Consider the following 26418-nt stretch of genomic DNA (forward strand, 5'->3'; position numbering starts at 1 on the left):
CTCGATCGCGCCGATGGTACTGCACTCGGGAGGGTGTGGGAGAGTAGGTCGCCGCCGGACATCTTTCATCGGGAGTGGTGGAGTGCTGGAACCCCGTCAGGGTGTTCGCCTCCACCACTCCCTTTTGTCATGCCCGAAACCGGACGCGCCCGTCCGGGACCGCGCGCCTTCGCGGTGGTCGGAGGGTGATGAGGAGGGTCCAGCCGGCGCACGGTCGGTGATGGCGGGCTCTGTGTCGTGCCCGCGGAACTTCCCTCGTGCTCGACGACGTCGTGACCGGGGCGACGCAGAGCGGCCGCGGCGACCGATGCACGCAGTCCCGACCGACAGAAGACGATCACGCCAGCCGCGCGTGGATCCGCCTCGTGGCCCAGATCCGGCCGGCCCAGGTCGCCGGCGAGGACGACGTCGCTGCTGAGCAGGCCCCCGGGGAGCGGGCGAAAGACTCGTCGGACACCAGGAAGGCGAGCCGCTCGGGAGTGTGTCCGGAGGTGTGGCGCGCGGTGCGAGCGCCGAGCGCGATCGGGTCACCGTCGTGGAGGCGTTGCGCCTCGTCGTCGTTCGGCCAGTCCTGATCGCCCTCCTCGGAGACGTGGGCGGTCGCGCACGTCGCGGGTCCCTGTGCCGCGGCCCACGGGCCCGTCCCGTCGGCCCAGCGCACCTCGTGAAAGCAGTCACGGATGACGCCGTTACCCGAGGGTCAAGGGTCCGCCCTCGCTTAGAGTCGCGGGGGACAAGCGCATAGGGCGAGACGAAGAGGCGGACGGTCCAGGTGGCTGATCACAGCAACGACGGGAGCGACCGCGGCCGCGACGACAGGGGTCGTGACGGTCAGCGGCATCACGAGCACGGCTCGGCGCGCCGGTCGGGTGCGCCCACCGGCGCACGACGCGACGGAGCCCGCGATCGGCGGGACGGCACCTCGCGGCCCTACCGCGGCGATCGGGACCGCGACGCCCGACGCGAGGGCGGTCAGCGCGGCGAGCAGCGGGGTCGCCAGGACCAGCGCCCGCGACGCGACGACCGCCGAGGCCGCTCGGACGACGGCCGCGGCGGGGGGCGCGGCCGACGCGACGTCCGTCCTGACCGCGAGCAGCGGGACCGCCGCGACGACCGGGGACGTCGTGACGACCGCGATCGACGCGATGGCCGCGGGCATCGGGACGACGGTGCCCGGAACGGCGCCCCCCGGGACCGGGGGCGCGAGGGCCGACGCGGCGGCCGTCCCGGCGAGGAGCAGCGCGCCGATCGCCCGATCGAGCCGCGCGTCCCGGAGGGCATCACCGGCCGGGAGCTGGACAAGGACACGCGCGAGGAGCTGCGGGGCCTGAGCAAGGAGACCGCCGAGCGCGTCGGCCGCCATCTCGTCTCCGCCGAGCTGCTGCAGTACAGCGATCCCGAGACCGCCCTCGCCCATGCGCGTTTCGCGGCGCGCCTCGGCGGCCGCGTCGGCGTGGTGCGCGAGGTCCACGGGATCTTCGCCTATCACGCCGGGGACTACCGCACCGCCTCGAGGGAGCTGCGCACCGCGATGCGCATCACCGGCCGCACCGACGTGCTGCCGATGATCGCCGACTGCGAGCGCGGGCTGGGACGCCCTGAGCGTGCCCTCGACATCGCCGCTTCCGAGGCCGCCAACGACCTCGGCGTCGAGGCCGCGATCGAGCTCATGATGGTCGTCGCCGGCGCCTACGCCGACACCGGGGACGTCCAGACGGCTCTGCGCACCCTCGAGATCCCTGCGCTGCGCCACAAGGTCGACGGCCGCTGGCAGGTGCGGCTCTGGGTCGCCTACGCCGACCTCCTCGAGCGTGCGGACCGCGAGGACGAGGCGCGGCGCTGGATCACGCTCGCCGCCGACGCCGACACCGACGGGCTCACCGACGCCGCCGAGCGGCTCGGGCGGCCTGCCCCCGTTCCGGCGGAGGACCCCGTGTGGGAGGGTGACGAGCAGATCAGCGTGCTCGACGCCTTCGACCCGGAGGCCGAGGAGGAGCCCGACGCCGCGGAGCCGACGGACGAGGGCGCGGAGGAGCACCAGGAGTCCGAGGTGCGGGACCGGGAAGCGCAGCCGGATGAGGAAGCGAGCCCCGCCTCCCGGGAGGAGCCCGCATGATCCGTCGTCCCGACCTCTCTCTCCTGGACCTCCACGACGCGCTGCTGTTCGACCTCGACGGCACCCTCATGCACGGCGCGCGCCCCATCCCGCACGCCGTCGAGGCCGTCGAGGGCGCACGCGCCGCCGGCCGCGCCGTCGTCTTCGCCACCAACAACGCCTCGCGCACCCCGCAGCAGGCCGCCGACCACCTCGCGGTCATCGGCCTCACGGCGAGCCCCGAGGAGTTCATCACCTCCCCGCAGGTCGCCTCCCGGCTGCTCGCCGAGGATCTCGACCCCGGCGCGAAGGTGCTCGTCGTCGGCGGCCCGAGCCTCGCCGACCAGCTGCGCACCGACGGGCTCGAGCCCGTCGACGCGGACGCCGAGGACGTCGCCGCCGTCGTCCAGGGCTGGTCCCCGGACCTCGACTGGCCGCGCCTGGCCGAGGGCGCCTACGCCATCCGCCGCGGCGCCCGCTGGATGGCCACCAACATCGATGCGACCCTGCCCACCGAACGGGGCATGGCCCCCGGCAACGGATCCCTCGTCGCGGCGCTGCGCCACGCCACCGGTGCCGTCCCGGAGGTCGCCGGCAAACCCGAGCCGGGCATGTTCACCGTCGCGGCGAGCCGGATCGGCGCACGCCGTCCGCTCGTGATCGGCGACCGCCTGGACACCGACATCGAGGGCGCCGTCCGCGCCGGGATGGACGCGCTGCTGGTGCTCACCGGGGTCGACACCGTCGAGACCGCGCTGCGCGCCGAGCCCGTGCGCCGGCCCACGTCCATCGCCCCCGACCTCTCCGAGCTCGGCGCTCCCTTCCCGCTTCCCGTCGTGGACGGGGAGACCGCCCGCTGCGGAGCCGTGAGCGTGCGCCGCGAGGGCGAGGACATCGCCGTCGTCCACGGCGTCCCGGAGGATCCGCGCGTGCTGCGCGCCGTGCTCGCGCTCCTGCGCGCCGTCAGCCCCGAGCAGGCCTGGCACGGACGACTCCTGGACCGCGACGGCGCCGACGCCCTGCCCGCCGCCGCCCCGGCGCGGTGAGCGGGGACCGGCTCGACGTCGCGCTGCTCGCCGCCGGACTCGCCCGCTCCCGCACCCACGCGCGGCGCATCGTCGAGGAGGGGAGGGCACGGATCGACGGCCGACGGGCCGACAAGCCCTCCGCCCCCGTCGGCCCCGACGCCCGGCTGAGTGTCGTGGACGTGCCCGACGGGATCGAATACGCCTCCCGCGCCGCGCACAAGCTCTCGGGCGCGCTCGCGCTGCTCGGCCTCGATCCGCGCGGGCTGCTCTGCCTCGACGCCGGCGCCTCCACCGGCGGGTTCACCGACGTGCTGCTGCGCTCAGGCGCCGCGCGCGTGATCGCCGTCGACATCGGCCACGACCAGCTCGCCGCCCATGTGCGCGAGGACCCCCGCGTCGAGGTGCGCGACGGCACGAGCGTGCGGGACCTCACCCCGCAGCTGCTCGGCACGCGCGTGGACCTCGTCGTCGCGGATCTCTCCTTCATCTCCCTGCGCACCGTGCTCGCCCCGCTCGGCGGGCTCGTCGTCGCGGACGGGCAGCTGCTGCTCATGGTCAAGCCGCAGTTCGAGGTGGGGCGCGAGGCGCTGCCCCGCACCGGAGTGGTCACCGACCCCGGCGAGCGGATCCGCGCCGTCCGCGGGGTGGTCGACGCCGCTGCCGAGGTCGGCCTCCACCTCGCCGCCGTGGGGCCGAGCACCCTGCCCGGCCAGGACGGCAACCGCGAGTACTTCGTGCATCTGCGCCCCGCACCGGCCCGCGCGCCCGGCGCCACCTGCGCCCCTGACGCCGAGGCCTGTGACATGATCGGGGCTGCCGTGCGCGGGGACGTCCCGCAGCGCCGCCGCGACCACCACACCCCCGAGGAGGACTGACCCATGCGACGGTTCCTCCTGTACGTGCACACCGGTCGCCGCGCCGCCCTGCGCGCCACGCTCACCATCCTCGAGGAGCTGCGGCGCCGCGGCGTGCGCGGCGTCATCGTCGACGAGCAGGTCGACGAGATCCTCGCCCTGCCCGAGGACATGGCGCCCCCGCGCCTGCTGACCTTCCTCACCAACGGCGGCGTCGACGTGCTCGACGCCGTCTCCGCCGCGGACCTCGTCGAGCTCGGGATCGTGCTCGGCGGCGACGGCACCATCCTGCGCGCCCTCGAGGCGGTGCGTGAGGCGGACGTGCCCGTGCACGGCGTGAACCTCGGCCACGTCGGATTCCTCGCCGAGAGCGAGGTCGAGGACCTCTCCATCACCGTCGCCCGTCTCCTGGACGGCGACTACGAGATCGAGAAGCGCTCCACCCTCGACATCGCCGTCCTCGACGAGGACGACGAGCAGATCGCCCACCACTGGGCGCTGAACGAGGCGTCCCTCGAGAAGGCCGACCGGCAGAAGATGATCAACGTCGCCATCGAGATCGACGGCCGCCCCGTCTCGAGCTTCGGCGCCGACGGGGTGCTGCTGTCCACCTCGACCGGCTCGACCGCCTACGCCTTCAGCGCCGGCGGGCCCGTCATCTGGCCCGAGGTCGACGCGATGATGCTGATCCCGCTCGCCGCGCACGCGCTCTTCGCCCGCCCGCTCGTGCTGGGACGCTCCTCCGAGGTCGCCGTCGAGATGACCGTCGACAACCGCGAGGAGGCGATCCTCACCCTCGACGGGCGACGCAGCGAGGACATCGTCGCCGGGATGCGGATCGAGGCACGGCTGTCCGAGCACTCCGTGCGACTGGTGCGCCTCTCGCCGACCCCGTTCGCCGATCGACTGGTCGAGAAGTTCCAGCTGCCCGTCGTGGGCTGGCGGGGCCGCGGCCCGCGCACCCGCTGAAGGACCTCGCCGTGCTGTCCACCCTGCGCATCCGCCACATCGGCGTGATCGACGACGCCCTGCTCGAGTTCGGCCCCGGGTTCACCGCCCTGACCGGCGAGACCGGTGCCGGCAAGACCATGATCGTCACCGGGCTGACCATGCTGCTCGGCGGGCGGCTGGACCGCGGCCGCACCAGCGGCTCGAGCACCGTCGACGGCACCCTGGCCCTCGCCGGGCACACCGAGCTCGCCGAGGCGATGGACGAGCTCGGGGCCGACGAGGACGACGGCGAGGTGCTCGTCGTGCGTCGCTTGACCCGCGACGGCCGCTCCCGCGCCCAGATCGGCGGGGTCCCCGTCCCGATCGGGACGCTCTCGCGGCTGGTCGGCACCGCCGTGACCGTCCACGGTCAGTCCGACCAGCAGCGGCTGCGCGACCACGACGCGCAGCGCGAGGCGCTGGACCGCTTCGCCGGCGAGGAGATCCGCCCCCTGCTGGAGCGGCACCGCGGGATCTGGCGGGAGCGCACCGCCCTCACCGAGCGCCTCGCCGAGCTCGAGTCGCTGCTGGCCGAGCGCGACCGGCGCGGCACCGCCCTGGCCGAGGCGCTGGACCGGCTCGAGGGGGCCGATCCCCAGGTCGGCGAGGACGAGTCCCTGCGCGCCGAGATCGAACGGCTCGGCAACGCGGAGGAGCTGCGCGGCGCCGCCGGCCAGGCCGCCCTCGCGCTCGTCGGCGACGACGACGGCCCGTCGGCCGGCTCGCTGCTCGACATCGCGGGGGAATCCCTCGCCCGCGCCGCCCGCACCGATCCGACCCTCCAGCCCCTCACCGAGCGGCTCGACGCGCAGCGCATCGAGCTGTCCGACATCGCCGGGGAGCTCTCCAGCTACGCCGACGGCATCGACGCCTCGCCCGGCCGGATCGAGGAGGCCAACGAGCGCCTCCACGAGCTGACGGTGCTCGTGCGCGACCTCGGCGCCCTGCTCCCCGGCGAGGACGGCCCCGCCGAGGACGTCACCACTCTGCTGGAGACCTCGCGCGCCGCGGCGCAGGAGCTGGACCGCTTCGAGGGCGCGGAGGAGGAGCGGGGGGCCGTCGCCGCCCGCCTCGCGCAGAGCGAGGGCGAGCTCGACGCCGCCGCGGAGCAGCTCACGGCGGCGCGCACCGCGGCCGCGAACGCGCTCGCGGACGCCGTCCAGGAGGAGCTGCGCCGCCTCGAGATGCCCGACGCCGGGATCCGCGTCGCGGTCACCGGGCGTGCCCACCGCTCCCACGGGCGCGACGAGGTCGAGATCCTGCTGGCCCCGCACCCCGGCGCCGACCACCTGCCCGTCGCGCAGGCCGCCTCCGGCGGCGAGCTGTCCCGCGTCATGCTCGCCCTCGAGGTGGCGCTCGCCTCCTCGCGCAGCGACCGCACGGCCGCGCCCGTGTTCGTCTTCGACGAGATCGACGCCGGGATCGGCGGGCGCGCCGCCCTCGCCGTCGGCCAGCGCCTGGCACGGCTGGCCCGCCACGCCCAGGTCATCGTCGTCACCCACCTCCCGCAGGTCGCCGCGCACGCCTCCACCCACCTGCGGATCGTGAAGTCCTCGCAGGACGGCGAGACCAGCTCGACCGTCGAGACCCTCGACCGTGCCGGCCGGATCCGCGAGCTCGCCCGCATGCTCGCCGGGGATGACGCCTCCGACGTCGCCCTCGCCCACGCCGAGGAGCTCCTGGACGAGGCGCGACGCGCGGAGGACGCCGGCCGCGGCCGGGGCGGGGCCCGATGAGCGGCGCCCGCGCGGAGGGCGTGGCCCGGCTCGGCAAGCGCACCAAGGACCTCACCAAGCGGCTGCGGCCCGGCGAGATCGCGATCATCGACCACGAGGACATCGACCGCGTCGCCGCCGAGGCGCTGGTCGAGCGGGAGCCCGCCGCGGTCCTCAACGTCGCCGCCTCCACCTCCGGCCGTTATCCCAACGCCGGACCGCGGATCCTCGTCGACGCCGGGATCATGCTCGTGGACTCCCTCGGCGACGAGGTGTTCGAGGGGATCCGCGACGGGGAGACGATCACCGTCCAGGAGGGGCGGGTCAGGATCGGTGAGGACCTGATCGCCGCCGGCACCGCGCAGGACGACGCGACCATCGCCGCCTCGCAGGAGGCGGCTCGGGAGGGGCTCTCCGAGCAGCTCGAGCTGTTCGCCGAGAACACGATGGAGTACATGCTGCGCGAGCGGGACCTGCTGCTGGACGGGATCGGTGCGCCGGAGGTCACCACCCGCCTGGACGGGCGTCCCGTGCTGATCGTGGTGCGCGGCTACCACTACAAGGAGGACCTCGCGACCCTCAAGCCGTTCCTGCGCGAGAACCGCCCGGTGATCATCGGGGTCGACGGGGGCGCGGACGCGGTGCTCGAGGCCGGGTTCCGGCCCGACATGATCATCGGCGACATGGACTCCGTCTCCGACCGCGCGCTGCGCGGCGGCGCGGAGCTCGTCGTCCACGCCTATCGCGACGGCCGCGCCCCGGGGATGGACCGCCTGGCGGAGCTCGGCCTGGACTCCGACGCGATCTCCTTCCCGGCCTCCGGCACCAGCGAGGACATCGCGATGCTGCTGGCCGACGAGAAGGGCGCCTCCGTCATCGTGGCCGTCGGCACCCACGGCACCCTCGAGGAGTTCCTCGACAAGGGCCGCGCCGGCATGAGCTCGACATTCCTCACCCGGCTGCGGATCGGCTCGAAGCTGGTCGACGCGAAGGGCGTCTCCCGCCTGTACCGTCAGAGGATCTCCACCTTCCAGCTCGTGCTGCTGGCCGTCGCGGGTCTGGCCGCCCTCGCGGTGGCGCTGTGGGCCACACCGGGCGGGCAGGCCCTGGTGCAGATCCTGTTCGCCCGTCTCGACGGGCTCCTGTCCTGGTTCACCACGCTGTTCACACCCCGGGCCACCGGGTCGTAGGAGGGTCCCGACCCCGTGATCGACTTCCGCTACCACCTCGTCTCGCTGATCTCCGTGTTCCTCGCACTCGCCGTCGGCATCGTGCTCGGCGCGGGCCCTCTGCGCGAGAGCCTCGGCGACCAGCTCGCCGGCCAGGTCGAGCAGCTCCGCACCGAGCAGGAGCAGCTGCGCACCGAGGCCGAGCAGCTCTCCGCCCAGAACGACCAGCTCTCCTCCTTCGTCACCGAGATCGGACCCGACCTCGTCGACGGGACGCTCGAGGGGAAGCGGGTCGCCGTCCTCACCGACGACACCTCCACCCGCACCCCCGTCGAGCGGATCACGTCGCTGCTGGACGAGTCGGGCGCCTCCGAGGTCGTGGTCATCGAGCTGCAGAGCACCCTGTGGGAGCCGGGCCGCGAGCAGGAGCGGGCCGATGCGGTCGCCGCGGTGCGCGAGATCGCGCCCGCCGTGCTCGAGGAGGGGGACGGCGAGGAGCTCACCGACTCCCAGCGGCTCTCCGCGATGCTGCCGCGGCTGCTGGCGGGGGAGGAGGACTCCGGCGTGGACGCCGCTCTGCGCGGCCAGCTGTGGCAGGTGCTCGTGGACCGTTCGATGGTGTCCGTCGGCGGGGAGGTCCCCGCCGCGGTGGACGCCGTGATCCAGGCCAGCGCCGCGCCCGAGGAGCTCGCCGACGAGACCGAGGACGACGACGCCGCGGCCGAGCGCGCACAGGGCCTGCTCGCCTCCCGCACCAGCATGCTCGGCACCCTCGCCGGGACGGGGCTGCCTGCCGTGGTCTCCGCCGTCACCCCGGGCAACGACGCCTCCACCGGGATCCTGCGCACCGTGCGCGGCGAGCGCACGTACGACGCGCTGTCGACCACCGACCGGCTCCAGGAGTCCGACGGCCCGGTCCTGGCGGTGCTCGCCCTGGTCGAGCAGACGCGCGGCGGCTCGGGCGCCTACGGCACCACCGCCGACGCCGACGATCGTCTGCCCGCCCTTCCCGAGACCGCCGAGGTCGCCGCCGACGGCGAGACCGACCAGGGAGCCGGCGGCGAGCAGAGCGGCGGGGACGCGCACGGCGAAGGCTCCGACGCGCCCTCCGACGGCGGGGGAGCGGAATGATCCCCGCGCTGCGCGCCGAGCTCGCCCGCACGAACTTCGCCGGACGCGAGGTGAGCCTCGCCGAGGGCGCTCTCGTCGTCGCCGGGACCTGTGCGCTCGCCGCCCGGACCGGCCGGCCCGCGGACCTCGCCGCGCTCACCGGGATCGGCGGCCTCGGCCTGCTCGACGACCTCCTCGAGCCCCATCAGCGCCGGGCCGGGCGCCCCGTGTCCAAGGGGCTGCGCGGCCACCTCAGCTCGCTGCGGCGGGGACGGGTGACCACCGGCGCCGCGAAGGCGCTCGGCATCCCCGTGCTCGCCCTCCTCGCCACCGCTGCGGCGCCGGGCCCGCGCGGCGGCCCGATGGTGCCGCTGGACGCGGCGCTGATGGCCGGCTGCGCGAACCTCGCCAACCTCCTGGACCTGCGGCCCGGCCGGGCGCTCAAGGCGATGCTCCCGCCCGCGGCGCTCCTCGCCCTGGCCGCGGGGCAGGACGCACGCTCCCGCAGCGGCGCGCAGCTCGCCGTCGCCGCCCTGGTGCCGGGGCTGGCCGCCCTGCCCGTCGACCTGCGCGAGCGGGGCATGCTCGGGGACGCCGGGGCGAACGTGCTCGGCGCCGCCGTGGGCGCGGCCGCGACGCGCGTCCTGCCCGTCCCGGCGCGGTTCGCGCTCCTGGGAGGCGTCGTGGCGCTGACCCTCGCCAGCGAGCGGGTGAGCTTCAGCGCCGTCATCGAGGGCACCCCGGCGCTGCGGTCCCTGGACCGGCTGGGGCGCCTGCCCGTCCCGGACGCGGGCACGCCGAGCGGGGGGGAGCGATGACGGGGCCCGGCACCGCCTCCCGCCCTTCCGAGGCCGTCCCCTCCCGCGGGGGCGGCATCGCCCGCTCCATCCTGCGCGGCGCCGGAGTGATCCTCGTGGTCACCGTCGTCGCCCGGATCGCGGGCTTCGTGCGCTATCTCGTCTTCGGCGCGAGCGTCGGCGCGGGCGACGTCGGCACCGCGTACACGACCGCGAACATGCTCCCGAACGTCCTGTTCGAGATCGTGGCGGGCGGGGCTCTGGCCGCTGCGGTGGTCCCCCTCGTCGCAGGGCTCGTCCCCGAACGGAGTCCCGCCCGGGAGGATCCCGTGCGGGCCGAGGGACCCGCCGCAGCGGGGGAGGCCCGGGCGGCCGAGAGCACGACGATGAGCACGCGGGAGGCCGAGCGCGCCCGCCGCGCCGCCGGGGGAGCGGCGCTCGCCGACCGGATCATCTCGGTGCTGCTGACCTGGACGGTGCTCGGCACGGTGCTGCTCGCCGCGGTCCTGATCCTCCTCGCCGAGCCGCTCGCCGAGCTGCTGCTGGCCACCGACGAGGCGGGAGCGGCGGGCGTCGGCCTCGGCGCCACGCTGCTGCGGATCTTCGCCGTGCAGCTGCCCCTGTACGGGATCTCGGTCGTGCTCGCCGCCTACCTGCAGGCCCGTCGCCGGTTCCTGTGGCCTGCGATGATGCCTCTGCTGTCCTCCCTCGTGGTGATGGGCAGCTACCGCGTCTACGCGCTGCTCGTGCCGTCGGTGGCGACGATCTCCACCATCGACCGCACCGCCGTGTGGTGGCTCGGCTGGGGCACCACCGCGGGCGTCGCCGTCATGGCTGCCCCCGTCGCGGTCGCCGCCGCCCGGGCGGGCCTGCGGCTGCGCCCCGCCCTGCGTCTGCCGTCCGAGCACGTGCGCCGTGCCCTCGCTCTGGGCGGGGCCGGCCTCGGCGCGGTCGGCGCCCAGCAGCTCGTGCTCGCCCTGGTGATGGCCCTGGCGATGCGGGCCGGCGGCGTCGGCACGCTGCCCGTCTTCCAGTACGCCCAGGCGCTCTACCTGCTGCCCTACGCGGTGCTCGTCGTGCCGCTGGTGACCTCCGTGTTCCCGCACCTGTCCGAGCTGCGCCTGGTCGGCGACGTCACCGGCTTCGCCCGCGTCGCCGCGGTGTCCGTCCGCACCGTCATGGCCGTCTCCGTGGTCGGCGCCGCGATGCTGATCGCCGCCGGTCCTGCCCTCGGCCAGTTCTTCCGCCACATCGACCGCGCCGAGGCGACCGGGGTCGGCGCCGCCACCGCCGGGCTCGCCCTCGGCCTGGTCGGCTTCGCGGTCTCCACCCAGTGCACCCGCATCCTCTCGGCCGCCCTGCGCGCTCGCGACGCGCTCCTCGTCGGTGCCGTCGGCTGGGGGATCGCGGGGGTCGTCCTGCTCGTGGTCGTCCTGCCCAGCCCCGTCCGCTCGGCCGCCGAGGCCGCCACCGCATTCGCCCTCGCGATCGCGGCGGGGATGGCCGTGGGAGGCCTCGTCGGGCTCTCCCGGATCTGGGACATGCTTGAGCACGGCGGGCACGCCCGCCAGGTCCTGCGCACCTCGGTCGCGGTCCCCTTCGCCGTCCTCGTCGGCGCCGTGCCCGGGCTCCTGCTGGACCGCCTGCTGGTGACCGTCGAGACCGGCGAGGCGATCTCGGTGCTCGCCGGGATCCTCAGCGGCCTCGTCGCGGCCGTGCTCTCGGCCGGGCTGCTCGCCGCGGTCGACCGGGAGCTGGCCCGCAGCGTGCTGGGACGGCTGCGGAGGGGACGCTGATGCGCGTCCTGCTCGTCCGCCCCACGGCGAGCGGCGGCCTCGCCGCCCACGTCGACCAGGAGCTCGCGCTGCTGGAGAGCGCGGGGCACCGCGTCGCCGAGGCGCCGGTGCGGATCCGGGAGCGCCCCAGCCCCCGGCTCGACGCCGCCACCGTCGCGACGCTGCGCCGAGTGCTGCGCCGGTGCCCGGAGCCGGTCGCCGTGCACGCGCACGGCCTGCGCGCCGGAGCCCTGGCCGCCCTCGCCGTGCCCCGCCGCGGCGGGCACCGCCTCGTGGTCACCCTCCACAACCGCACCATCGGCTCCCGCGCCACGCGCATGGTCGGCAGCGCGCTGCTGCGCCTGCTCGCCCGGCGCGCCGACGTCGTCCTCGCCGTCTCCCCGGATCTCGCCGTGCAGGCCCGGGGCGCTGGGGCCCGGGAGGTGCGACACGCCGTGGTGCCCGCCCCCTCCCGCACCGGTGTCGCGGAGATCACGGGCGCCCCGACGAGCACACCGCCAGACGCGCCGCAGCGCCCGCCGGCACCCGGCGCGCCGCACCCGGACGGCCCTCTCACCGCTCTGGTCATCGCCCGGCTCGCCCCGCAGAAGGGCCTCGACGACCTGCTCGACGCGGCCGCCCGGCTGCGCGGCCGGGGAGTGAGGATCCTCGTCGCGGGCGACGGGCCGCTGCACGACGAGCTCGCCGCACGGATCGCCGCCGAGGGCCTGCCCGTCGAGCTCCTCGGGCGCCGCCAGGACGTCCCCGACCTGCTCGCCGGCGCCGATCTCGTGCTCTCCGCAGCCCGCTGGGAGGGACAGCCCGTCGCCCTCCAGGAGGCCCTCGGCGCGGGCCGCGCGATCATCGCGACCGACGCCGGCGGCACCCGCTGGGTGACCGGCACCGCCGCGCACCTCGTCCCCGTCGGCGATCCCGCCGCTCTCGCCGAAGCCGTGCTCGCGCTGCGCGATCCCCTCGAGCGCGGCCGCTGCGAGGCCGCCTCCCGGCGACGTGCCCGCGAGCTCCCGGGCGCCGAGGATCTCCTCGCACAGCTCGAGGAGGTCCTCGCCCCCGCCCCGCGCCGATGGTAGGTTGGCCGTCCGTGGCAGACACGAGCGCGAGCACCCCCCAGTCCGGACCCGTCCCACCGACCGGCACCGGCACCATCCCCAGGATCGGGGCGGCCGCAGCTCCCCGCCCCTTCCGCAACGCGGGCACCACCAAGCACATCTTCGTCACCGGCGGAGTCGTCTCGAGCCTCGGCAAGGGGCTCACCGCCTCCTCGCTGGGGATGCTGCTGCGCAGCCGCGGGCTGCGGGTGACGATGCAGAAGCTCGACCCGTACCTGAACGTGGACCCGGGCACCATGAACCCCTTCCAGCACGGCGAGGTGTTCGTCACCGAGGACGGCGCCGAGACCGACCTGGACATCGGCCACTATGAGCGGTTCCTGGACGAGGACCTCACCGCCGACGCGAACGTCACCACCGGCCAGGTCTACTCCACCGTCATCGCCAAGGAGCGTCGCGGCGAGTACCTCGGCGACACCGTCCAGGTCATCCCCCACATCACCGACGCCATCAAGGAGTCGATGCGCTCCCAGGCCGGTGAGGACGTCGACGTGATCATCACCGAGATCGGCGGCACCGTCGGCGACATCGAGTCCCAGCCCTTCCTCGAGGCCGCCCGGCAGGTGCGCCAGGACGTCGGCCGCGACGACGTCTTCTTCGTGCACGTCTCCCTCGTGCCCTTCATCGGCCCCTCCCAGGAGCTGAAGACCAAGCCCACCCAGCACTCCGTCGCCGCGCTGCGCTCGATCGGCATCCAGCCCGACGCGATCGTGCTGCGCTCGGACCGGGCCCTGCCCACCTCCGTCAAGGCGAAGATCTCCTCGATGTGCGATGTGGACCTCGACGCGGTCGTCACCTGCGCCGACGCCCCCTCGATCTACGAGATCCCGCTCGTGCTGCACGGCGAAGGGCTCGACGCCTACGCGATCCGCCGCCTGGACCTGCTCAGCCACGACGTGGACTGGACCCGGTGGGAGGAGCTGCTGCGCCGCGTCCACCACCCCGCTTACGAGGTCACCGTCGCGCTGGTCGGCAAGTACGTGGACCTCCCCGACGCCTATCTCTCGGTGACGGAGGCGCTGCGCGCCGGCGGCTTCCACCACAGCGCGAAGGTCACGATCCGCTGGGTCGAGTCGGACCTGTGCACGAGCGAGGACGGGGCCCGCGAGCAGCTCGCGGACGTCGACGCGATCGTGGTCCCCGGCGGCTTCGGGGTGCGCGGCGTGGACGGGAAGGTCGGCGCGCTGCGCCACGCCCGCACCCACGGCCTGCCCGCCCTCGGACTGTGCCTGGGCATGCAGTCGATGGTCATCGAGTACGCCCGCACCGAGCTGGGGCTGTCGGACGCGCACTCCACCGAGTTCGCGCCCGACACCGCCCATCCGGTCATCGCCACCATGGCCGAGCAGGAGGACATCGTGGCCGGCTCCGGCGACCTCGGCGGCACGATGCGGCTGGGCGCCTACGCGCACACCCTGGCCGAGGACTCCCTCGCCGCGCAGGTGTACGGCGCGACCGAGGTCTCCGAGCGCCACCGCCACCGGTACGAGGTCAACAACGCCTACCGCGACCGGCTCGAGGCGGCGGGGCTGCGCATCTCCGGCGTCTCCGAGCTGGCCGGGGAGCACTCCCTCGTCGAGTTCGTCGAGCTCGACCCGGCCGTGCACCCGTTCTACATCGGCACCCAGGCCCATCCCGAGCTGAAGTCCCGCCCCACCCGCGCCCACCCGCTGTTCGCCGGGCTGATCGGCGCGGCGCTCGAGATCCAGAAGGCGACGCGTCTGCTCGAGGTCGCGCCCGACGGGACGGTGCCGGAGCTCGCCGGCGACGAGGACGGCGGGCAGGTGAGCTCCGATGACGAGCGCTGACGCGGCCCGCGCCGACGGCCCGCTGCGGGACGAGGCGGACCGACGCCCCGTCCCCGCGCAGCGCACGGTGCACGAGGGGATGGTCTTCGACCTCGTGCGCGACACGATCGACTTCGCCCCGGGCGTGCGCTTCGACCGCGAGTACCTCCGCCACACCGGGGCGGTCGCGGTCCTCGCCGTGGACGAGGCCGACCGGGTGCTGCTGATCCAGCAGTACCGCCATCCGGTCGGCCACCGGCTGTGGGAGATCCCCGCCGGGCTGCTCGACCTCGCGGGCGAGCCGCCGCACGTCGCCGCGGCGCGCGAGCTCGCCGAGGAGGCCGGCTGCGAGCCGGTGCGGATGTCCACCCTCGTGGACCTGCGGCCCAGCCCGGGCGGCAGCGACGAGGTGATCCGGGTCTATCTCGCCGAGGGCGTGCGCCCGAGCGAGGAGGAGTTCGAGCGCGTCCACGAGGAGGCGGAGCTCATCTCCCGCTGGGTGCCGCTCACGGAGGCGGTCGCCGCCGTGCTCGAGGGCCGGATCACCAACGCCACGACGGTCGCGGCGCTGCTCGCCCTGCAGGCGCTGCGCAGCGGGGGAGCAGGCACCCCGTCGCTGCGCCCGGCCGATGCGCCGTTCATGCTGCGCCCGGGCCGCGGCTGAGCCGCGAGGCAACGTCAGAGCCGCGAGCGCTCCGGGAGCACGGCCCACGCCGCTCACGAGGCCGTGAGCGCCTCCCGCAGGGCGACCAGGCCGAGGCGGAGCACGTCCTCGCTGTCCGCCGTCCCCGCACCGTGCAGGCGCGCGTAGCCGGGAGCCAGTCGCTCGTCGACCGGCGTCGTGAGCTCCTCCTCGTCGAGCGCGCTGGTCATCGCGCTGCCGATCACGAGGTTGGACAGGGCGTAGGCCGCGGCCAGGGGATCCCGCGCCCCCTCGTGCTCGAGCAGTCCGCACATCCGCTCCGACAGCGCCAGATGGTGCGGCCCGCGCAGCGCACGACGGGGGAGGACCTGCAGCGCCCAGGGGTGCCGGCACAGATGCCGGAAGTGGCTCAGCAGCAGCTCGTCGAGCACCTCGGGCCCCGCGGTGCGCGCACGGACCAGCGCCTGCACGGCCGGGTCGGCGCCGAGCGCCGCGTCCAGCGCGAGATCGAGCACGTCCTCGAGGGAGCGCACCCGGGAGTAGAGGCTCGAGGGCGCCACCCCGAGCGCCGCCGCCACCGCCCGCAGGGTCAGCGCCTCGAGGCCGCCCTCGTCCAGCAGGGCGAGGGCCGCCCGTGCGATCCCCTCCGCATCCACCGCGCGGGAGCGGTGCACGGGGCGATGATCCGTCCAGTAATTCATGGACTCAGGCTAACCGAATGCTGTTAGTTTAACGGCATGCTCCGCTCAGATCTGCTCCCGCTCGCCTCCGACCGGGCCCGGCTGCGTCCGATGCGCGCCGAGGACGCCGTCGCCTACGCCGAGGGCACCGCCGATCCGGAGGTCCGCGCCCATGCCCACCTGCCCGCCCCGCGCTACACCCCGGCGTCGGTCCGGGCCATGATCACCGAGGACGCGGAGCCCGGGCTCGCCCGCGGCGACCTCGCCGTGCTGACCATCGCCGAGCCCGGGACCGACGCCTTCGCCGGTTCCCTGGTGCTCTTCGACGTCGCCGAGAACGCGGCCGAGGTGGGGTTCTGGATGCACCCCGCCCATCGTGGCCGAGGCCTCGCACGTGCTGCTGTGGACCTCGCCGCCGCGCTCGTCGCCGGCAGCGGCCTGCGGCGCCTGCGCGCTCGCACCGCTCCCGAGAACGCCGCCTCGCGGGCGCTCCTGGCACGCGCGGGCTTCGCGGAGGACGGGCGGGGCGCTGGGACTGCACCGTCGGGCGAGACCGTCGAGCTCGTCTCCCTCGTGCGCGAGCTGCCACGCCCCATCGACCTCCCCGTGGACACGGACCGGCTGCGTCTGCGCCTCCACCGTGAGCAGGACCGGGAAGCGTTGCTCGCGATCTACTCGCGCCCCGACGTGGCCCGTCACCTGCTCGAGGAGCCGTGGACGACGGAGGACTCCCGTCGCAGGATCGAGGAGCGGCTCGCGCGGACCGGGCTCCACACCGGCGAGGGCGCGCTCGCGCTCGTGATCGAGCACGAGGGACGCGTCATCGGGGACGTGGCGCTGTGGCTGACCGACCGCGCGCACCTCGCCGCCGAGATCGGCTGGGTACTCGATCCCGCCGAGGGTGGGCAGGGCCTGGCGACCGAGGCCGTGCGCGCCGTGCTCGACCTGGCCCTCGGGAAGAGCGGACTGCATCGCGTCGCCGCCCGCATGGACGCGCGCAACACCGCCTCCGCCCGTCTCGCCGAACGGGTCGGCATGCGGCGCGAAGCCCACCTGCGCGAGGACTGGTGGAGCAAGGGCGAGTGGACGAGCACCCTGGAGTTCGGGGTGCTCGCGAGCGACCGCTGAGCTCAGCGTGCCTCGACGAGGGCCCGATGGATCACCGGCGCGGTCTGCTCCGCCTGCCAGGGACGGGCGCCGAGGTCGCGCAGCGCCTGCTCGACCTCCGCCTCGGTCCCTGTCTGCTCGTGCTCCCACACCCACTGCCGCAGCAGGGCCGGCTGGAGGACGTTCTCCGGAGGCATCTCGAGATCCTCCGCGCGCTCGTTCACCGCGGCGCGCACCAGCTGGTAGCGCTCGGCCACCTCGGGATGCTTCTTGGACCAGAGCTTGTGGGGCGGGGGATAGGAGCGCTCGGACCGCTCGGGCAGGTGCGAGGCGGGCAGCTCGATACCGGCGCGTGCGGCCTGCCACCACCGGTCCTTGTGCTTGAGCTTCGACGGCAGCGCCCGGTCGAAGGCCTCCCGGCCGCGCGGTGCCTCCTTCGCCGCGGCCACGAGGTCGCGGTCGCGGATCACGCGGTGCGGGGAGAGATCCGCCTCGCTCGCCAGCTCGTCGCGCCGGGTCCACATCTCCCGCGCCGCGGCGAGCTGCTTCGCGGTGCGCAGCGAGCCGAGGCCGTGCAGGCCCCTCCAGCTCGCCGAGCGCGTCGGGCCGTGCTCGCGCGTGCTCTCGTGGGCGAACTCCTGCTGCGCCCACTCCGCCTTCCCGGCCGTCTCGAGACGCTCCTGCAGCACGTCCCGCACCTGCACCAGCACCTCGACGTCCAGCGCCGCGTAGACGAGCCAGCTCTCCGGCAGCGGCCGCTTCGACCAGTCCGCGGCCGAGTGCTCCTTCGCCAGGCGCAGGCCGAGGGTGTCCTCGACGACGGCGCCGAGCCCCACCCTCTCCATGCCCAGCAGCCGGGCGGCGAGCTCGGTGTCGAACAGGGATCCGGGGTGCAGGCCCAGCTCGGCGAGGCTCGGCAGGTCCTGCCCGGCCGCGTGCAGCACCCATTCCCGCTCGGCGAGGAGCGTGCGGAGCGTGCCGGGCATCGCGAAGGCGAGCGGGTCCAGCAGCGCCGTGCCGGCCGCCTCGGTGCGCAGCTGCACGAGATAGGCGCGGGAGCTGTAGCGGTAGCTCGAGGCGCGCTCCGCGTCGACCGCGACCGGCTCCTCGGGCGCTGCGGCGGCGGCCTCGCACCACTCCAGCAGCGGCTGGATGCGGTCGATCACCGGGACGAGGCCGTCCTGGGGAGCGGTGAGGTCCTCCAGGGTCGGCGTGGAGCTCTTCGTGTCCATCACAGGTCCTCGTCGTCCTCCGTACGTGGTGCGCGGGCGTGATGGGTCGGGGCGATCGGCGCGATCTGCGGCGGGGCCGGGGGCAGGCCGCCGGCGGCCGCGAGCATCGCCGTCCAGGCCGCGAAGTGCGGGGCGAGCGCGAGGTCGTCGCCGTCCTCGGGCTCCGGCGTCCACGAGACCCGCATCTCCACGTCCACCGTCGAGGGGCGGGAGGCGAGCGCGCCGTAGGACTGGGAGACGACGCGGGTCGCCGTGCACCCGAGCTCGCGCGCATCGGCGCCGTGCAGCTCGAGCGATTCGGTCACCCACGACCAGGCGACGTCCCCGAGCATCGACTCGATCGCGAACTCGGGCTCGAGCTGCGCCTGGACCAGCGCCACCATCCGCGAGGTGCCGTCCCAGGACTCCTGGCCGGCGGGATCGTGCAGCACCACCAGGCGGCCCGCGGCGAGCTCCTCGTCATGCACCAGGATCTCGCCGGTGCAGGCCCACGTCGACGGCGCCATCCGGGACGGGGCCGGGATGGTGTGCCAGGTGAACTCCGAGCGCTGTCGAGCGCTGGTCATGGCGTCGATGGCGGCGCGGAAGGTGTCGTCGCCGGTGCGGATTCGATGGACGGACACGCAGGGAGGCTACCGCCGGCGCACGGGCCCGCCCGGCAGGCGCGCCGGGAGGGTGCGCCGGGAGGGTGCGCCGGGGGAGCGCCCATCGGGCGTGGGCCGACGGGCAAGGGTCGCCCGCAGGGCCGCACGACCTCCCCGCGGAGGATCAGCCGGCGGCGGGGGCGTCGTCGCTGTGGAGCAGGCTGACGGAGTTGATGCAGTAGCGCTGATCCGTCGGCGTCGAGAAGCCCTCGCCCTCGAAGACGTGGCCCAGATGCGAGCCGCAGGCCGCGCAGCGCACCTCGATGCGCCGCATCCCCAGCGAGGTGTCCTCGAGCAGCTCGACGGCGTCGGAGTCGCTCGGGGCGTAGAACGCCGGCCAGCCGCAGTGCGCGTCGAACTGGGTCTCGGCCGTGAACAGCTCGGCGCCGCAGGCCCGGCACGCGTAGGTGCCCGCAGGGCGCACCTCCTCGTACTCGCCGGTGCCGGGGCGCTCGGTCGCGCCCTGGCGCAGCACCTGGTACTCGGCGGGGGAGAGGCGCTCGCGCCACTCCTGCTCGCTGATCGCCACCGGGTAGGGACGGGAGCCGATGGGATGGGTGGACATGGTGCCTCCGCTCTGCGGCGCCTCGCGCCGCCTGGTCCGCGCGCCGGGCCGGACGGGTGCGTCGCAGTCCGCGCGGACGGGTGTTCTCAGGCCCGATGCTAGTGCGTCGATAGGATGCGCGGCATGATGCATGACCTCTCCCGGCTCCGCACGGCCCCTGGCGGCACGCTGCTCCAGCGCATGCTCCCTCCTCGTCCTGACCAGGCGCGATGGCCTCATGTGGCGGGATACGGGCTTGCCGGGGCGGCCGGGGCGTTCGCGCTCAGCGCAGGTCTGCTCACCGTCGGGGCCCGGGTCATGGCGCGCCTCCCGCTCGTGCCGCGCGAGAGCCTGCGCGGCCGTCGTGATGTCACCGTCCGCGCGGTGCACCCCGAGCGTGTGCATCTCGACGACTCCGCCACGACGCGCCGCGACGGACTGCTCGCGCTGCGCCAGTCCGGCGGGACCGTCCACGTGCGCCTCGGGGCGGTCGACGGCCGCCCCACCCCCACCACCGTCTCCCGGCCGCTGCTGGCGGCGGACACCGCCGAGCCGCTGCGCGTGGATCGGGCCACGACCAACGGCTTCTTCTGGGCCGGCACTCCGCGGACCGCGCACGGTCTGGACACCGAAGAGGTGGAGATCAGCTCGCCCGTCGGCCCGATGCCGGCCTGGCGCGTCCGCCCCGACGAGAGCGCCGGCTCCGCTGCCGGGCAGGCGGACACCTGGGCGATTCTCGTCCACGGGCACGGCTCGGCCCGCGGGGAGGCGCTGCGCATCATCCCGCTGCTGCACCGGCTGGGGCTGACGAGCCTCGCGATCACCTATCGCAACGACGTCGGCGCCCCCGCCTCCGCGGACCGGATGCACCACCTGGGCTCGGCCGAGTGGGAGGATGCGGAGGCCGCGATCGACTACGCCGTCGACCACGGGGCGAAGCGCCTCGTGCTCGTCGGCTGGTCCATGGGCGGAGGGATCGTGCTGCGCACCTCCGTGCGCTCCGCCCACCGCGACCGCATCGCGGCCCTCGTGCTGGACTCGCCGGCCGTCGACTGGCAGGACATCCTCGTCTACCACGCCACTGCGCTGAGGGCCCCCGCGCCGATGCGCCGCCTCGCCCTGTGGATGATGACCTCCCGGATCGGGGCGCGCATGGTGCGCCTGCACGAGCCGCTGGCGCTGGACGAGATGACGCCCGACCACTACGGACGACACCTGCGCCACCGCACCCTGCTCTTCCACGCCCTGGACGACGCGACCGTGCCCCCGGCGCCGAGCCGGCATCTCGCGGCGCTGCGACCGGACCTCATCGAGTTCGAACCCTTCGAGGGCGCCTCCCACACCCGCGAGTGGAACCGCGACCCCGCCCGCTACGAGCGCCTGCTCGCCGACTTCCTGGGGGACGTGCTGGACCTGCGCGAGGAGGCGGCCGCGCTCGAGGTGCCGGTGCGGGATCCCGCGACCCCTGCCCTCGCGGGATCGATCGGGCTGCGGCTGTGAGCACCGCGCGCCGAGACGCCCCTACACTGACCGGCGTGACCGACTCCCTCTGCGACCGCCGTCCCGAACCGACCCTGGAACGGCTGCTCGCGGACCTGGTGCCGCCGCCTCGCTTCGCCGAGGCGCGCCTGGTGACCTACGAGCCGGACCCAGCGCATCCCTCGCAGCAGGAGGCCAAGGAGCGCATCGGCGACTTCGCCGACTCGCTCGCCCGGCCCCGCGGCGGGTTCCTGTCCCGCCTGCGCCGACGCAGCGAGCCGGCCCGGGGGATCTACCTCGACGGCGGCTTCGGCGTCGGCAAGACCCACCTGCTCACCTCCCTGTTCCACGAGGTCGAGGGGGAGAAGGTCTACGGCACCTTCGTGGAGTACACCGACCTCGTCGGCGCGCTCGGCTTCCAGAAGGCCGTGGACCTGCTGGGCACCTCCCGCCTGGTGTGCATCGACGAGTTCGAGCTCGACGACCCCGGCGACACGCTGCTGATGACCCGGCTGATCCGCGAGCTCTCCGACCGGGGCGTCGCGATCGTCGCGACCTCGAACACCCTGCCCGACGCGCTCGGGGAGGGCCGCTTCGCCGCCCAGGACTTCCTGCGCGAGATCCAGGCGATGGCCGAGCGCTTCGAGGTGCTCAGGATCGACGGCGAGGACTACCGGCGCCGCGACGGCGTCAGCGAGATCGCGGCGCTGCCCGAGGCGGAGGTGCGCGAGCATGCGGACGCGCAGGAAGGGGCGACCCTCGACGAGTTCGACCCGCTGCTGACGCATCTCACCCGGGTCCACCCCTCCCGCTACGGCGCGCTGATCGACGGAGTCGCCGCCGCGCACCTGGTGGGCGTGCACGGGCTCACCCACCACCACGACGCGCTGCGCTTCGTCGTGCTCGTGGACCGGCTCTACGACCGCGAGGTGCCCGTGCTGCTCTCTCTCGCCGCGGCGGCCGACGGGGGCGCGGCCCCTGCCGGCGACGGCGTGCTCGAGGAGCTCTTCTCCGCCGAGCTGCTGCGCTCCGGCTACCGCAAGAAGTACTTCCGGGCCCTCTCTCGTCTGGCCTCCCTCGCCCGCGACGGTCGGGTCCTCAGCCGCTGACCTCCGCGCCGCGCAGCACCGCGGCGCCCGGGCCGTCCAGGCGCACCGTCCCGTCCTCCCCGTGCCCGGGCGCCCCGAAGCCCGCGAGCAGCTCGCTCGCCCGCAGCACCCGCCCGGCCTCGAGGACCAGGGCGTCCGGCCCGCGGTGGGCGAGCACCGCGAGCTCCCCGCGCCGCATCAGCACGGCGTCCTCGCAGAGCACCTCGACGCCGGTCGCTGCGAGGTCGCCCGCGCCGAGCTCGGCATGCGCGCGGCGCAGTGCGATCAGCTCGCGGTACCACTGCAGCATCCTCGCGTGCTCGCCCTCCGTGCGCTCCTGCCAGCGCAGCTGGGAGCCGACGAAGGTCGCCCTCGCCTGAGGATCCGGCACCTCCTCCGCCCAGCCCATGGCCGCGAACTCCTCCACTCGGCCGGCGCTGACCAGCGGACCGAGCTCCTCGTCGTGGTCGGTGAAGAACGCGAACGGCGTCGAGGCCGCCCACTCCTCGCCCTGGAAGAGCATCGGCGTGCCCGGGCCCAGCAGGATCAGCGCGATCGCGGCGGCATGCGCGCCGGGGGCGATCCCGTGATGGATCCGGTCGCCCGCGGCGCGATTGCCCACCTGGTCGTGGTCCTGGAGGAAGGTGACGAAGGAGTGTCCGTCGTAGTCGGGGGAGGAGGGGTCCACCGGCGCGCCCCACACCTGACCGCGGAAGCTCGACCAGGTCCCGGCGTGCAGGAAGATGCCCGGCAGCACGCGGGCGAGCACCTCGGTGTCGCCGAAGTCGCCGTAGTATCCGGTGCGCTCGCCGGTGATCCAGGCGTGCACGGCGTGGTGCACGTCGTCGGCCCACTGCATGTCCATGCCGAGGCCGCCGGCGGCGGTGGGCGTGACCGTCGAGGGCTGGTTCCGGTCGGACTCGGCGATCAGGGCCAGAGGCCGGCCCGTCTCCTCCTCCCAGGCGCCGACGGCGTCGGCCAGCTCGGCGAGCAGGTGCGGGGAGGAGTCGTCCTTCAGCTCGTGCACCGCGTCCAGCCGCAGCCCGTCCAGCCCCAGCTCCACCAGCCACTGCCGGGCGCTGCCCAGCAGGAAGTCGCGCACCTGGCGGGAGCCCGGCTGGTCGAGGTTCACGGCCTCGCCCCAGGGCGTCTCGTGCTCGGCGGTGAAGTACGGACCGAACCGGCCCAGGTAGTTGCCCGAGGGACCCAGGTGGTTGTGGACCACGTCCAGCACGACGGCGAGGCCGCGGTCGTGGGCGGCGCGCACGAAACGGGCCAGCGCCGCCGGGCCCCCGTAGGCGGCGTGCACCGCGTACAGCCCCACCCCGTCGTAGCCCCAGCCGCGCTCGCCGGGGAAGGTCGCCAGCGGCATCAGCTCGACCGCGTCGACGCCGAGGTCGACCAGTTCGTCGAGATGCTCGATCGCCGAGTCGAGGGTGCCGCCGGCCCCGTCCGGCCCCGGGGCGAAGGTGCCCACGTGCAGCTCGTAGAGCACCGCCCCTCGCAGGTCCCGGCCCGGCCAGCGCCCCGAGGGCGCGAGAGCGGCGGGGTCGACGACCTCGCTCGCACCATGGACGCCGTCGGGCTGGGACAGGGAGCGGGGATCGGGCAGCCACGGCTCGGCGTCGTCGAGCCGGAAGGCGTAGCGGGCACCGGGCACGGGCGCGGGATCGGCGAGCTCGAACCATCCCCCGCCGGCAGCGTCCATAGGATGCTCGACCCCGTCGATCCGGATCCTCACGGCACGGGCCGACGGGGCCCAGACCCGGTAGCGGTCCCGGTCCCCGAGCGGGGTCGGCGGGATCGGCGGCGCCGGGCGTCCCGTCGGCGCGGCCGACGAGGCGTCCCGGGGCGGGTGGCTCTGCGCAGGGCGGGTCATCGCTCCTCCTCCGCGACGGGAGCGGCGACCGGGAGGGCGCCGGTCGGGGTCGCGCCGACTCGCACCAGCAGCGCGACCGGCCAGTTCTCCAGAAGCGCCTCCAGCGGCACCATCCCGCCCGCGTGCTCGGTGCCGTCCAGGGCGCTGCGCCACCTGCCCTCGGGCAGCGCCACACGGCCCTCGCCCCAGCCGCCGCGCTGGGAGAGGCCGTGGGCGAGGCGGGTCACGACGGTGACGACCTCGACCGGCCCCTCGCCCCGGGCCCGGCCGAAGGCGACGGCGTGGCCCGTCGTCGTGGGCAGCGCGTGATAGGCAGCCTCCCGCCCCTGGAACAGGTCCGGCCGCTCCCGCCGCAGCACCAGCGCGCGGTGCGTCAGCCACAGCTTCTCATCGCCGATGCCCTCCGGTCCGGCCCCCTCGATCATCCGCTCGAGCCGCGCCGCGTGCGCGGCATGGTCCACCTCGCGGCGGTTGTCGGGATCGACCAGGGAGAGGTCCACGCTCTCGTTGCCCTGGTAGACGTCCGGAACGCCCGGCATCGTCAGCTGCACCAGCTTCTGGCCCAGGATCGCGGCGCGCTGCACGGCGGCGGTGCGCCGGGTCCACGAGTCGAGGATCGCGGCGACCTCCTCCGAGGCCAGCGCCGCCCGGCCCAGCTCCTGCACCTCCCGCTCGTACTCCGCATCCTGCTCGGTCCAGGTGGTGCGGGTCTTCGCCTCGCGCATCGCCTTGGCGAGATAGCCTTCGAGCCGCTCGGCGTCCAGCGGCGCCGCCCCGGAGCCGGGCAGCTCCCAGCACGCGGCGAGGGTCTGCCACAGCAGCAGCTCGATGGCCCCGTCGACCCTGTCACCGCGCGCCGCGGCGGTCGCGCGGTCGAGATCCTGCACCACCAGAGCCCACTCGAGGGGCTGCTCGGTGAGGACCGCGAGCCGGGCCCGCACGTCCTCGCTGCGCTTCGTGTCGTGGGTGGACAGGGTGGTCATCGCGTCCGGCCGGGTGCGCACCATGTGCTGGGCGTGGTCGTGCAGCTCGTCCGGCTCGACGCCGATCCGGTCGGGATCCGCGCCCACCTCGTTCACGGCCAGGAAGCGGGTGTAGCGGTAGAAGGCCGTGTCCTCGAGCCCCTTGGCGTGGACCGGGCCGCAGGTCTGCGCGAAGCGCACCACCACCTCGTCCCGCTCGGCGCTGCGGCGTCGGCCGGCGCTGCCCACCTCGTCGCCGCACACCAGCGAGAGGACCAGCTCGAGCGTCGCCGCCACGTCCTCGCCCTCCCCGAGGCGGGCCCGTGCCCGCGCCGCCGCCTGCTCGACCACGGCGCGCTCGGAGCCCGGAGCGTGCTCGCCCGGGACGATGTACGCGCGATAACGATCCATCGAGCCCAGCAGTGCGACGACGACCTTCTGGATGTTGCGCCGGGTGGTGTCCCGCAGCCGGATGTCGTCCTGGCAGATCCGGTGGATCAGGGTGGTCAGCCGCTCGATCTCCGCCCACAGGCTCGTGGAGACCACGAGATCGGTCGACTCGGCGGCGACCTCCTCGAAGGGGCGCAGGTCGCCGGTGCGGCGCTGCCACAGGTGGGTCAGCCCCAGCGCGCCGTGCGGGTCGTGGAACAGCCCCGTCACCCGCCACAGCGCGTCGTAGCCCGTCGTGCCCGCGCAGGGGAAGTCCCCGGGCAGACGCTCCTCGCCCTCGAGGATCTTCTCGATCACGGTCCACGCACCGCCGGTGGCGCGCTCGAGGTCGCGCAGGTAGCCGCGCGGGTCGGCGAGACCGTCGGGATGGTCGATCCGGTACCCGTCGATCACGCCCTCCGCCTGCAGGCGCAGCAGCGTCGCATGGGTCGCCTCGAACACCGCAGGGTCCTCGACCCGCACCGCGGCGAGGGTGTCCACGTCGAAGAACCGTCGATAGTCCAGCTCGTCGTCGGCGATCTTCCAGTACGCCAGGCGGTACCACTGCCGGTCCAGCAGGTCCGCGAGACCGAGGTGCTCGGTGCCCGCCGCGACGGGCAGGACGTGGTCGTGGTAGCGCACGACGGTCTCGCGCTGCGCGGACCCGTCCGCCTGCGGGACCTCCTCGCTGTCGAGGCTGATCTCCCCGTCGGCCAGGACCGCGCCGACGGGCCGACCGAGCACGGGCACGAGCACCGAGCGCTCGCCGGTCAGATCCACGTCGAACCAGTCGGCGTAGGGGGAGGCGGGGCCGTCGCGCAGCACCGACCACAGCGCCCGGTTCCGCCAGATCGGGGTGGGGAACGACATGTGGTTCGGGACGACGTCGACGATCATGCCCATGCCGTGCGCGTGCGCGGCGTCGGCGAGGCGGCGCAGCGCCTCCTCCCCGCCGATCTCCTCGCCGATGCGGGAATGGTCGACGACGTCGTAGCCGTGGGTGGAGCCCGGCGCGGCCTGCAGCACGGGGGAGCAGAACACGTGCCCCACCCCGAGGCGGGCGAGATAGGGCACCAGCTGCGCGGCGTCGTCGGCCGTGAACCCGGCGTGCAGCTGGAGGCGATAGGTCGAGGTGGGCACCTGCCGCACCGCCGGCAGGGCGCCGGTGACGGTGCGCCGGGCGGCATCGGCGGCAGCGTCCTGCTGCGGGGGACGGGGACCGGTCTCGATGGTCACTTCGGCTGTCCTCCTCGGGTCCGGGCGGACCCTGTCGGCGATGTC

The 26418-nt window shown here is 74.8% G+C and carries 21 protein-coding genes; 15 read left to right on the forward strand and 6 right to left on the reverse strand.

The window, feature by feature from the left end; genetic code table 11:
- The first annotated feature begins 772 nt into the window (after positions 1 to 772).
- The 12 genes from D1648_RS18165 to D1648_RS07640 are packed head-to-tail and all read left to right on the forward strand — an operon-like array spanning position 773 to position 15114.
- Positions 773 to 2116, forward strand: coding sequence for a hypothetical protein (locus D1648_RS18165; RefSeq protein ID WP_241155401.1), 1344 nt, complete (start codon positions 773 to 775; stop codon positions 2114 to 2116).
- Positions 2113 to 3141, forward strand: coding sequence for an HAD-IIA family hydrolase (locus D1648_RS07590; RefSeq protein ID WP_122940345.1), 1029 nt, complete (start codon positions 2113 to 2115; stop codon positions 3139 to 3141). Before D1648_RS18165 ends, D1648_RS07590 begins: the two co-directional genes overlap by 4 nt.
- Positions 3138 to 3998 (forward strand): TlyA family RNA methyltransferase, encoded by an 861-nt coding sequence (locus D1648_RS07595; protein ID WP_122940347.1) that lies wholly within the window; start codon positions 3138 to 3140, stop codon positions 3996 to 3998. Before D1648_RS07590 ends, D1648_RS07595 begins: the two co-directional genes overlap by 4 nt.
- Before the next feature lie 3 nt (positions 3999 to 4001).
- Positions 4002 to 4946: an NAD kinase gene (locus tag D1648_RS07600; RefSeq protein ID WP_122940349.1), complete on the forward strand. Its 945-nt coding sequence runs from the start codon at positions 4002 to 4004 to the stop codon at positions 4944 to 4946.
- 11 nt (positions 4947 to 4957) lie between these two features.
- Positions 4958 to 6703 (forward strand): DNA repair protein RecN, encoded by a 1746-nt coding sequence (recN, locus tag D1648_RS07605; protein ID WP_122940352.1) that lies wholly within the window; start codon positions 4958 to 4960, stop codon positions 6701 to 6703.
- A complete protein-coding gene (gene steA, locus D1648_RS07610; RefSeq protein WP_122940354.1) occupies positions 6700 to 7872 on the forward strand; it encodes a putative cytokinetic ring protein SteA in 1173 nt (390 codons plus the stop codon). Before recN ends, steA begins: the two co-directional genes overlap by 4 nt.
- A gap of 15 nt (positions 7873 to 7887) precedes the next feature.
- Positions 7888 to 8982 (forward strand): copper transporter, encoded by a 1095-nt coding sequence (locus D1648_RS07615; RefSeq protein ID WP_122940356.1) that lies wholly within the window; start codon positions 7888 to 7890, stop codon positions 8980 to 8982.
- Positions 8979 to 9779, forward strand: a complete 801-nt coding sequence (locus tag D1648_RS07620) for a hypothetical protein (RefSeq protein WP_122940358.1) — start codon at positions 8979 to 8981, stop codon at positions 9777 to 9779. Before D1648_RS07615 ends, D1648_RS07620 begins: the two co-directional genes overlap by 4 nt.
- Positions 9776 to 11554, forward strand: a complete 1779-nt coding sequence (locus tag D1648_RS07625; protein WP_122940361.1) for a lipid II flippase MurJ — start codon at positions 9776 to 9778, stop codon at positions 11552 to 11554. The genes D1648_RS07620 and D1648_RS07625 overlap by 4 nt, the downstream gene beginning before the upstream one ends.
- Positions 11554 to 12624, forward strand: coding sequence for a glycosyltransferase family 4 protein (locus D1648_RS07630; RefSeq protein ID WP_122940363.1), 1071 nt, complete (start codon positions 11554 to 11556; stop codon positions 12622 to 12624). Before D1648_RS07625 ends, D1648_RS07630 begins: the two co-directional genes overlap by 1 nt.
- 11 nt (positions 12625 to 12635) lie before the next feature.
- On the forward strand, positions 12636 to 14471 hold the full coding sequence (locus tag D1648_RS07635) for a CTP synthase (protein WP_122940365.1): 1836 nt from the start codon (positions 12636 to 12638) through the stop codon (positions 14469 to 14471).
- Positions 14458 to 15114, forward strand: coding sequence for an NUDIX domain-containing protein (locus tag D1648_RS07640; protein ID WP_122940367.1), 657 nt, complete (start codon positions 14458 to 14460; stop codon positions 15112 to 15114). The genes D1648_RS07635 and D1648_RS07640 overlap by 14 nt, the downstream gene beginning before the upstream one ends.
- Positions 15115 to 15167: 53 nt before the next feature.
- On the opposite strand, the gene D1648_RS07645 is transcribed toward D1648_RS07640, so the two are convergent.
- Positions 15168 to 15794 carry a TetR/AcrR family transcriptional regulator gene (locus D1648_RS07645; RefSeq protein ID WP_122940370.1) on the reverse strand — a complete coding sequence of 209 codons (627 nt, stop codon included), beginning with the start codon at positions 15792 to 15794 and terminating at the stop codon, positions 15168 to 15170.
- Positions 15795 to 15830: 36 nt separating this feature from the next.
- Here D1648_RS07645 and D1648_RS07650 point away from each other — a divergent pair, with 36 nt between their 5' ends.
- Positions 15831 to 16901, forward strand: coding sequence for a GNAT family N-acetyltransferase (locus D1648_RS07650; protein ID WP_122940372.1), 1071 nt, complete (start codon positions 15831 to 15833; stop codon positions 16899 to 16901).
- Between the two features lie 2 nt (positions 16902 to 16903).
- Here the strand turns inward: D1648_RS07650 and D1648_RS07655 are convergent, their stop codons facing one another.
- The 3 genes from D1648_RS07655 to msrB form a co-directional block, all read right to left on the reverse strand.
- Positions 16904 to 18112: an HRDC domain-containing protein gene (locus D1648_RS07655; protein WP_122940374.1), complete on the reverse strand. Its 1209-nt coding sequence runs from the start codon at positions 18110 to 18112 to the stop codon at positions 16904 to 16906.
- The gene (locus D1648_RS07660) at positions 18112 to 18735 is read right to left on the reverse strand and encodes a DUF3000 domain-containing protein (RefSeq protein WP_122940376.1); all 624 of its coding nucleotides are present in this window, start codon (positions 18733 to 18735) and stop codon (positions 18112 to 18114) included. The genes D1648_RS07655 and D1648_RS07660 overlap by 1 nt, the downstream gene beginning before the upstream one ends.
- A gap of 145 nt (positions 18736 to 18880) precedes the next feature.
- Positions 18881 to 19321, reverse strand: coding sequence for a peptide-methionine (R)-S-oxide reductase MsrB (msrB, locus tag D1648_RS07665; protein WP_122940378.1), 441 nt, complete (start codon positions 19319 to 19321; stop codon positions 18881 to 18883).
- A 123-nt stretch (positions 19322 to 19444) separates the two neighbouring features.
- Here msrB and D1648_RS07670 point away from each other — a divergent pair, with 123 nt between their 5' ends.
- Both D1648_RS07670 and zapE read left to right on the forward strand, forming a co-directional pair.
- A complete protein-coding gene (locus tag D1648_RS07670) occupies positions 19445 to 20800 on the forward strand; it encodes a S9 family peptidase (protein ID WP_164518642.1) in 1356 nt (451 codons plus the stop codon).
- 35 nt (positions 20801 to 20835) lie between these two features.
- Positions 20836 to 21888, forward strand: coding sequence for a cell division protein ZapE (zapE, locus tag D1648_RS07675; protein WP_122940380.1), 1053 nt, complete (start codon positions 20836 to 20838; stop codon positions 21886 to 21888).
- On the opposite strand, the gene treZ is transcribed toward zapE, so the two are convergent.
- Positions 21878 to 23746, reverse strand: coding sequence for a malto-oligosyltrehalose trehalohydrolase (treZ, locus tag D1648_RS07680; RefSeq protein WP_122940382.1), 1869 nt, complete (start codon positions 23744 to 23746; stop codon positions 21878 to 21880). The genes zapE and treZ overlap by 11 nt on opposite strands.
- Positions 23743 to 26373 carry a malto-oligosyltrehalose synthase gene (gene treY, locus D1648_RS07685; RefSeq protein ID WP_164518643.1) on the reverse strand — a complete coding sequence of 877 codons (2631 nt, stop codon included), beginning with the start codon at positions 26371 to 26373 and terminating at the stop codon, positions 23743 to 23745. Before treY ends, treZ begins: the two co-directional genes overlap by 4 nt.
- Positions 26374 to 26418: the final 45 nt, after the last annotated feature.

Source organism: Brachybacterium sp. EE-P12 (assembly GCF_003711805.1).
GTDB lineage: Bacteria > Actinomycetota > Actinomycetes > Actinomycetales > Dermabacteraceae > Brachybacterium.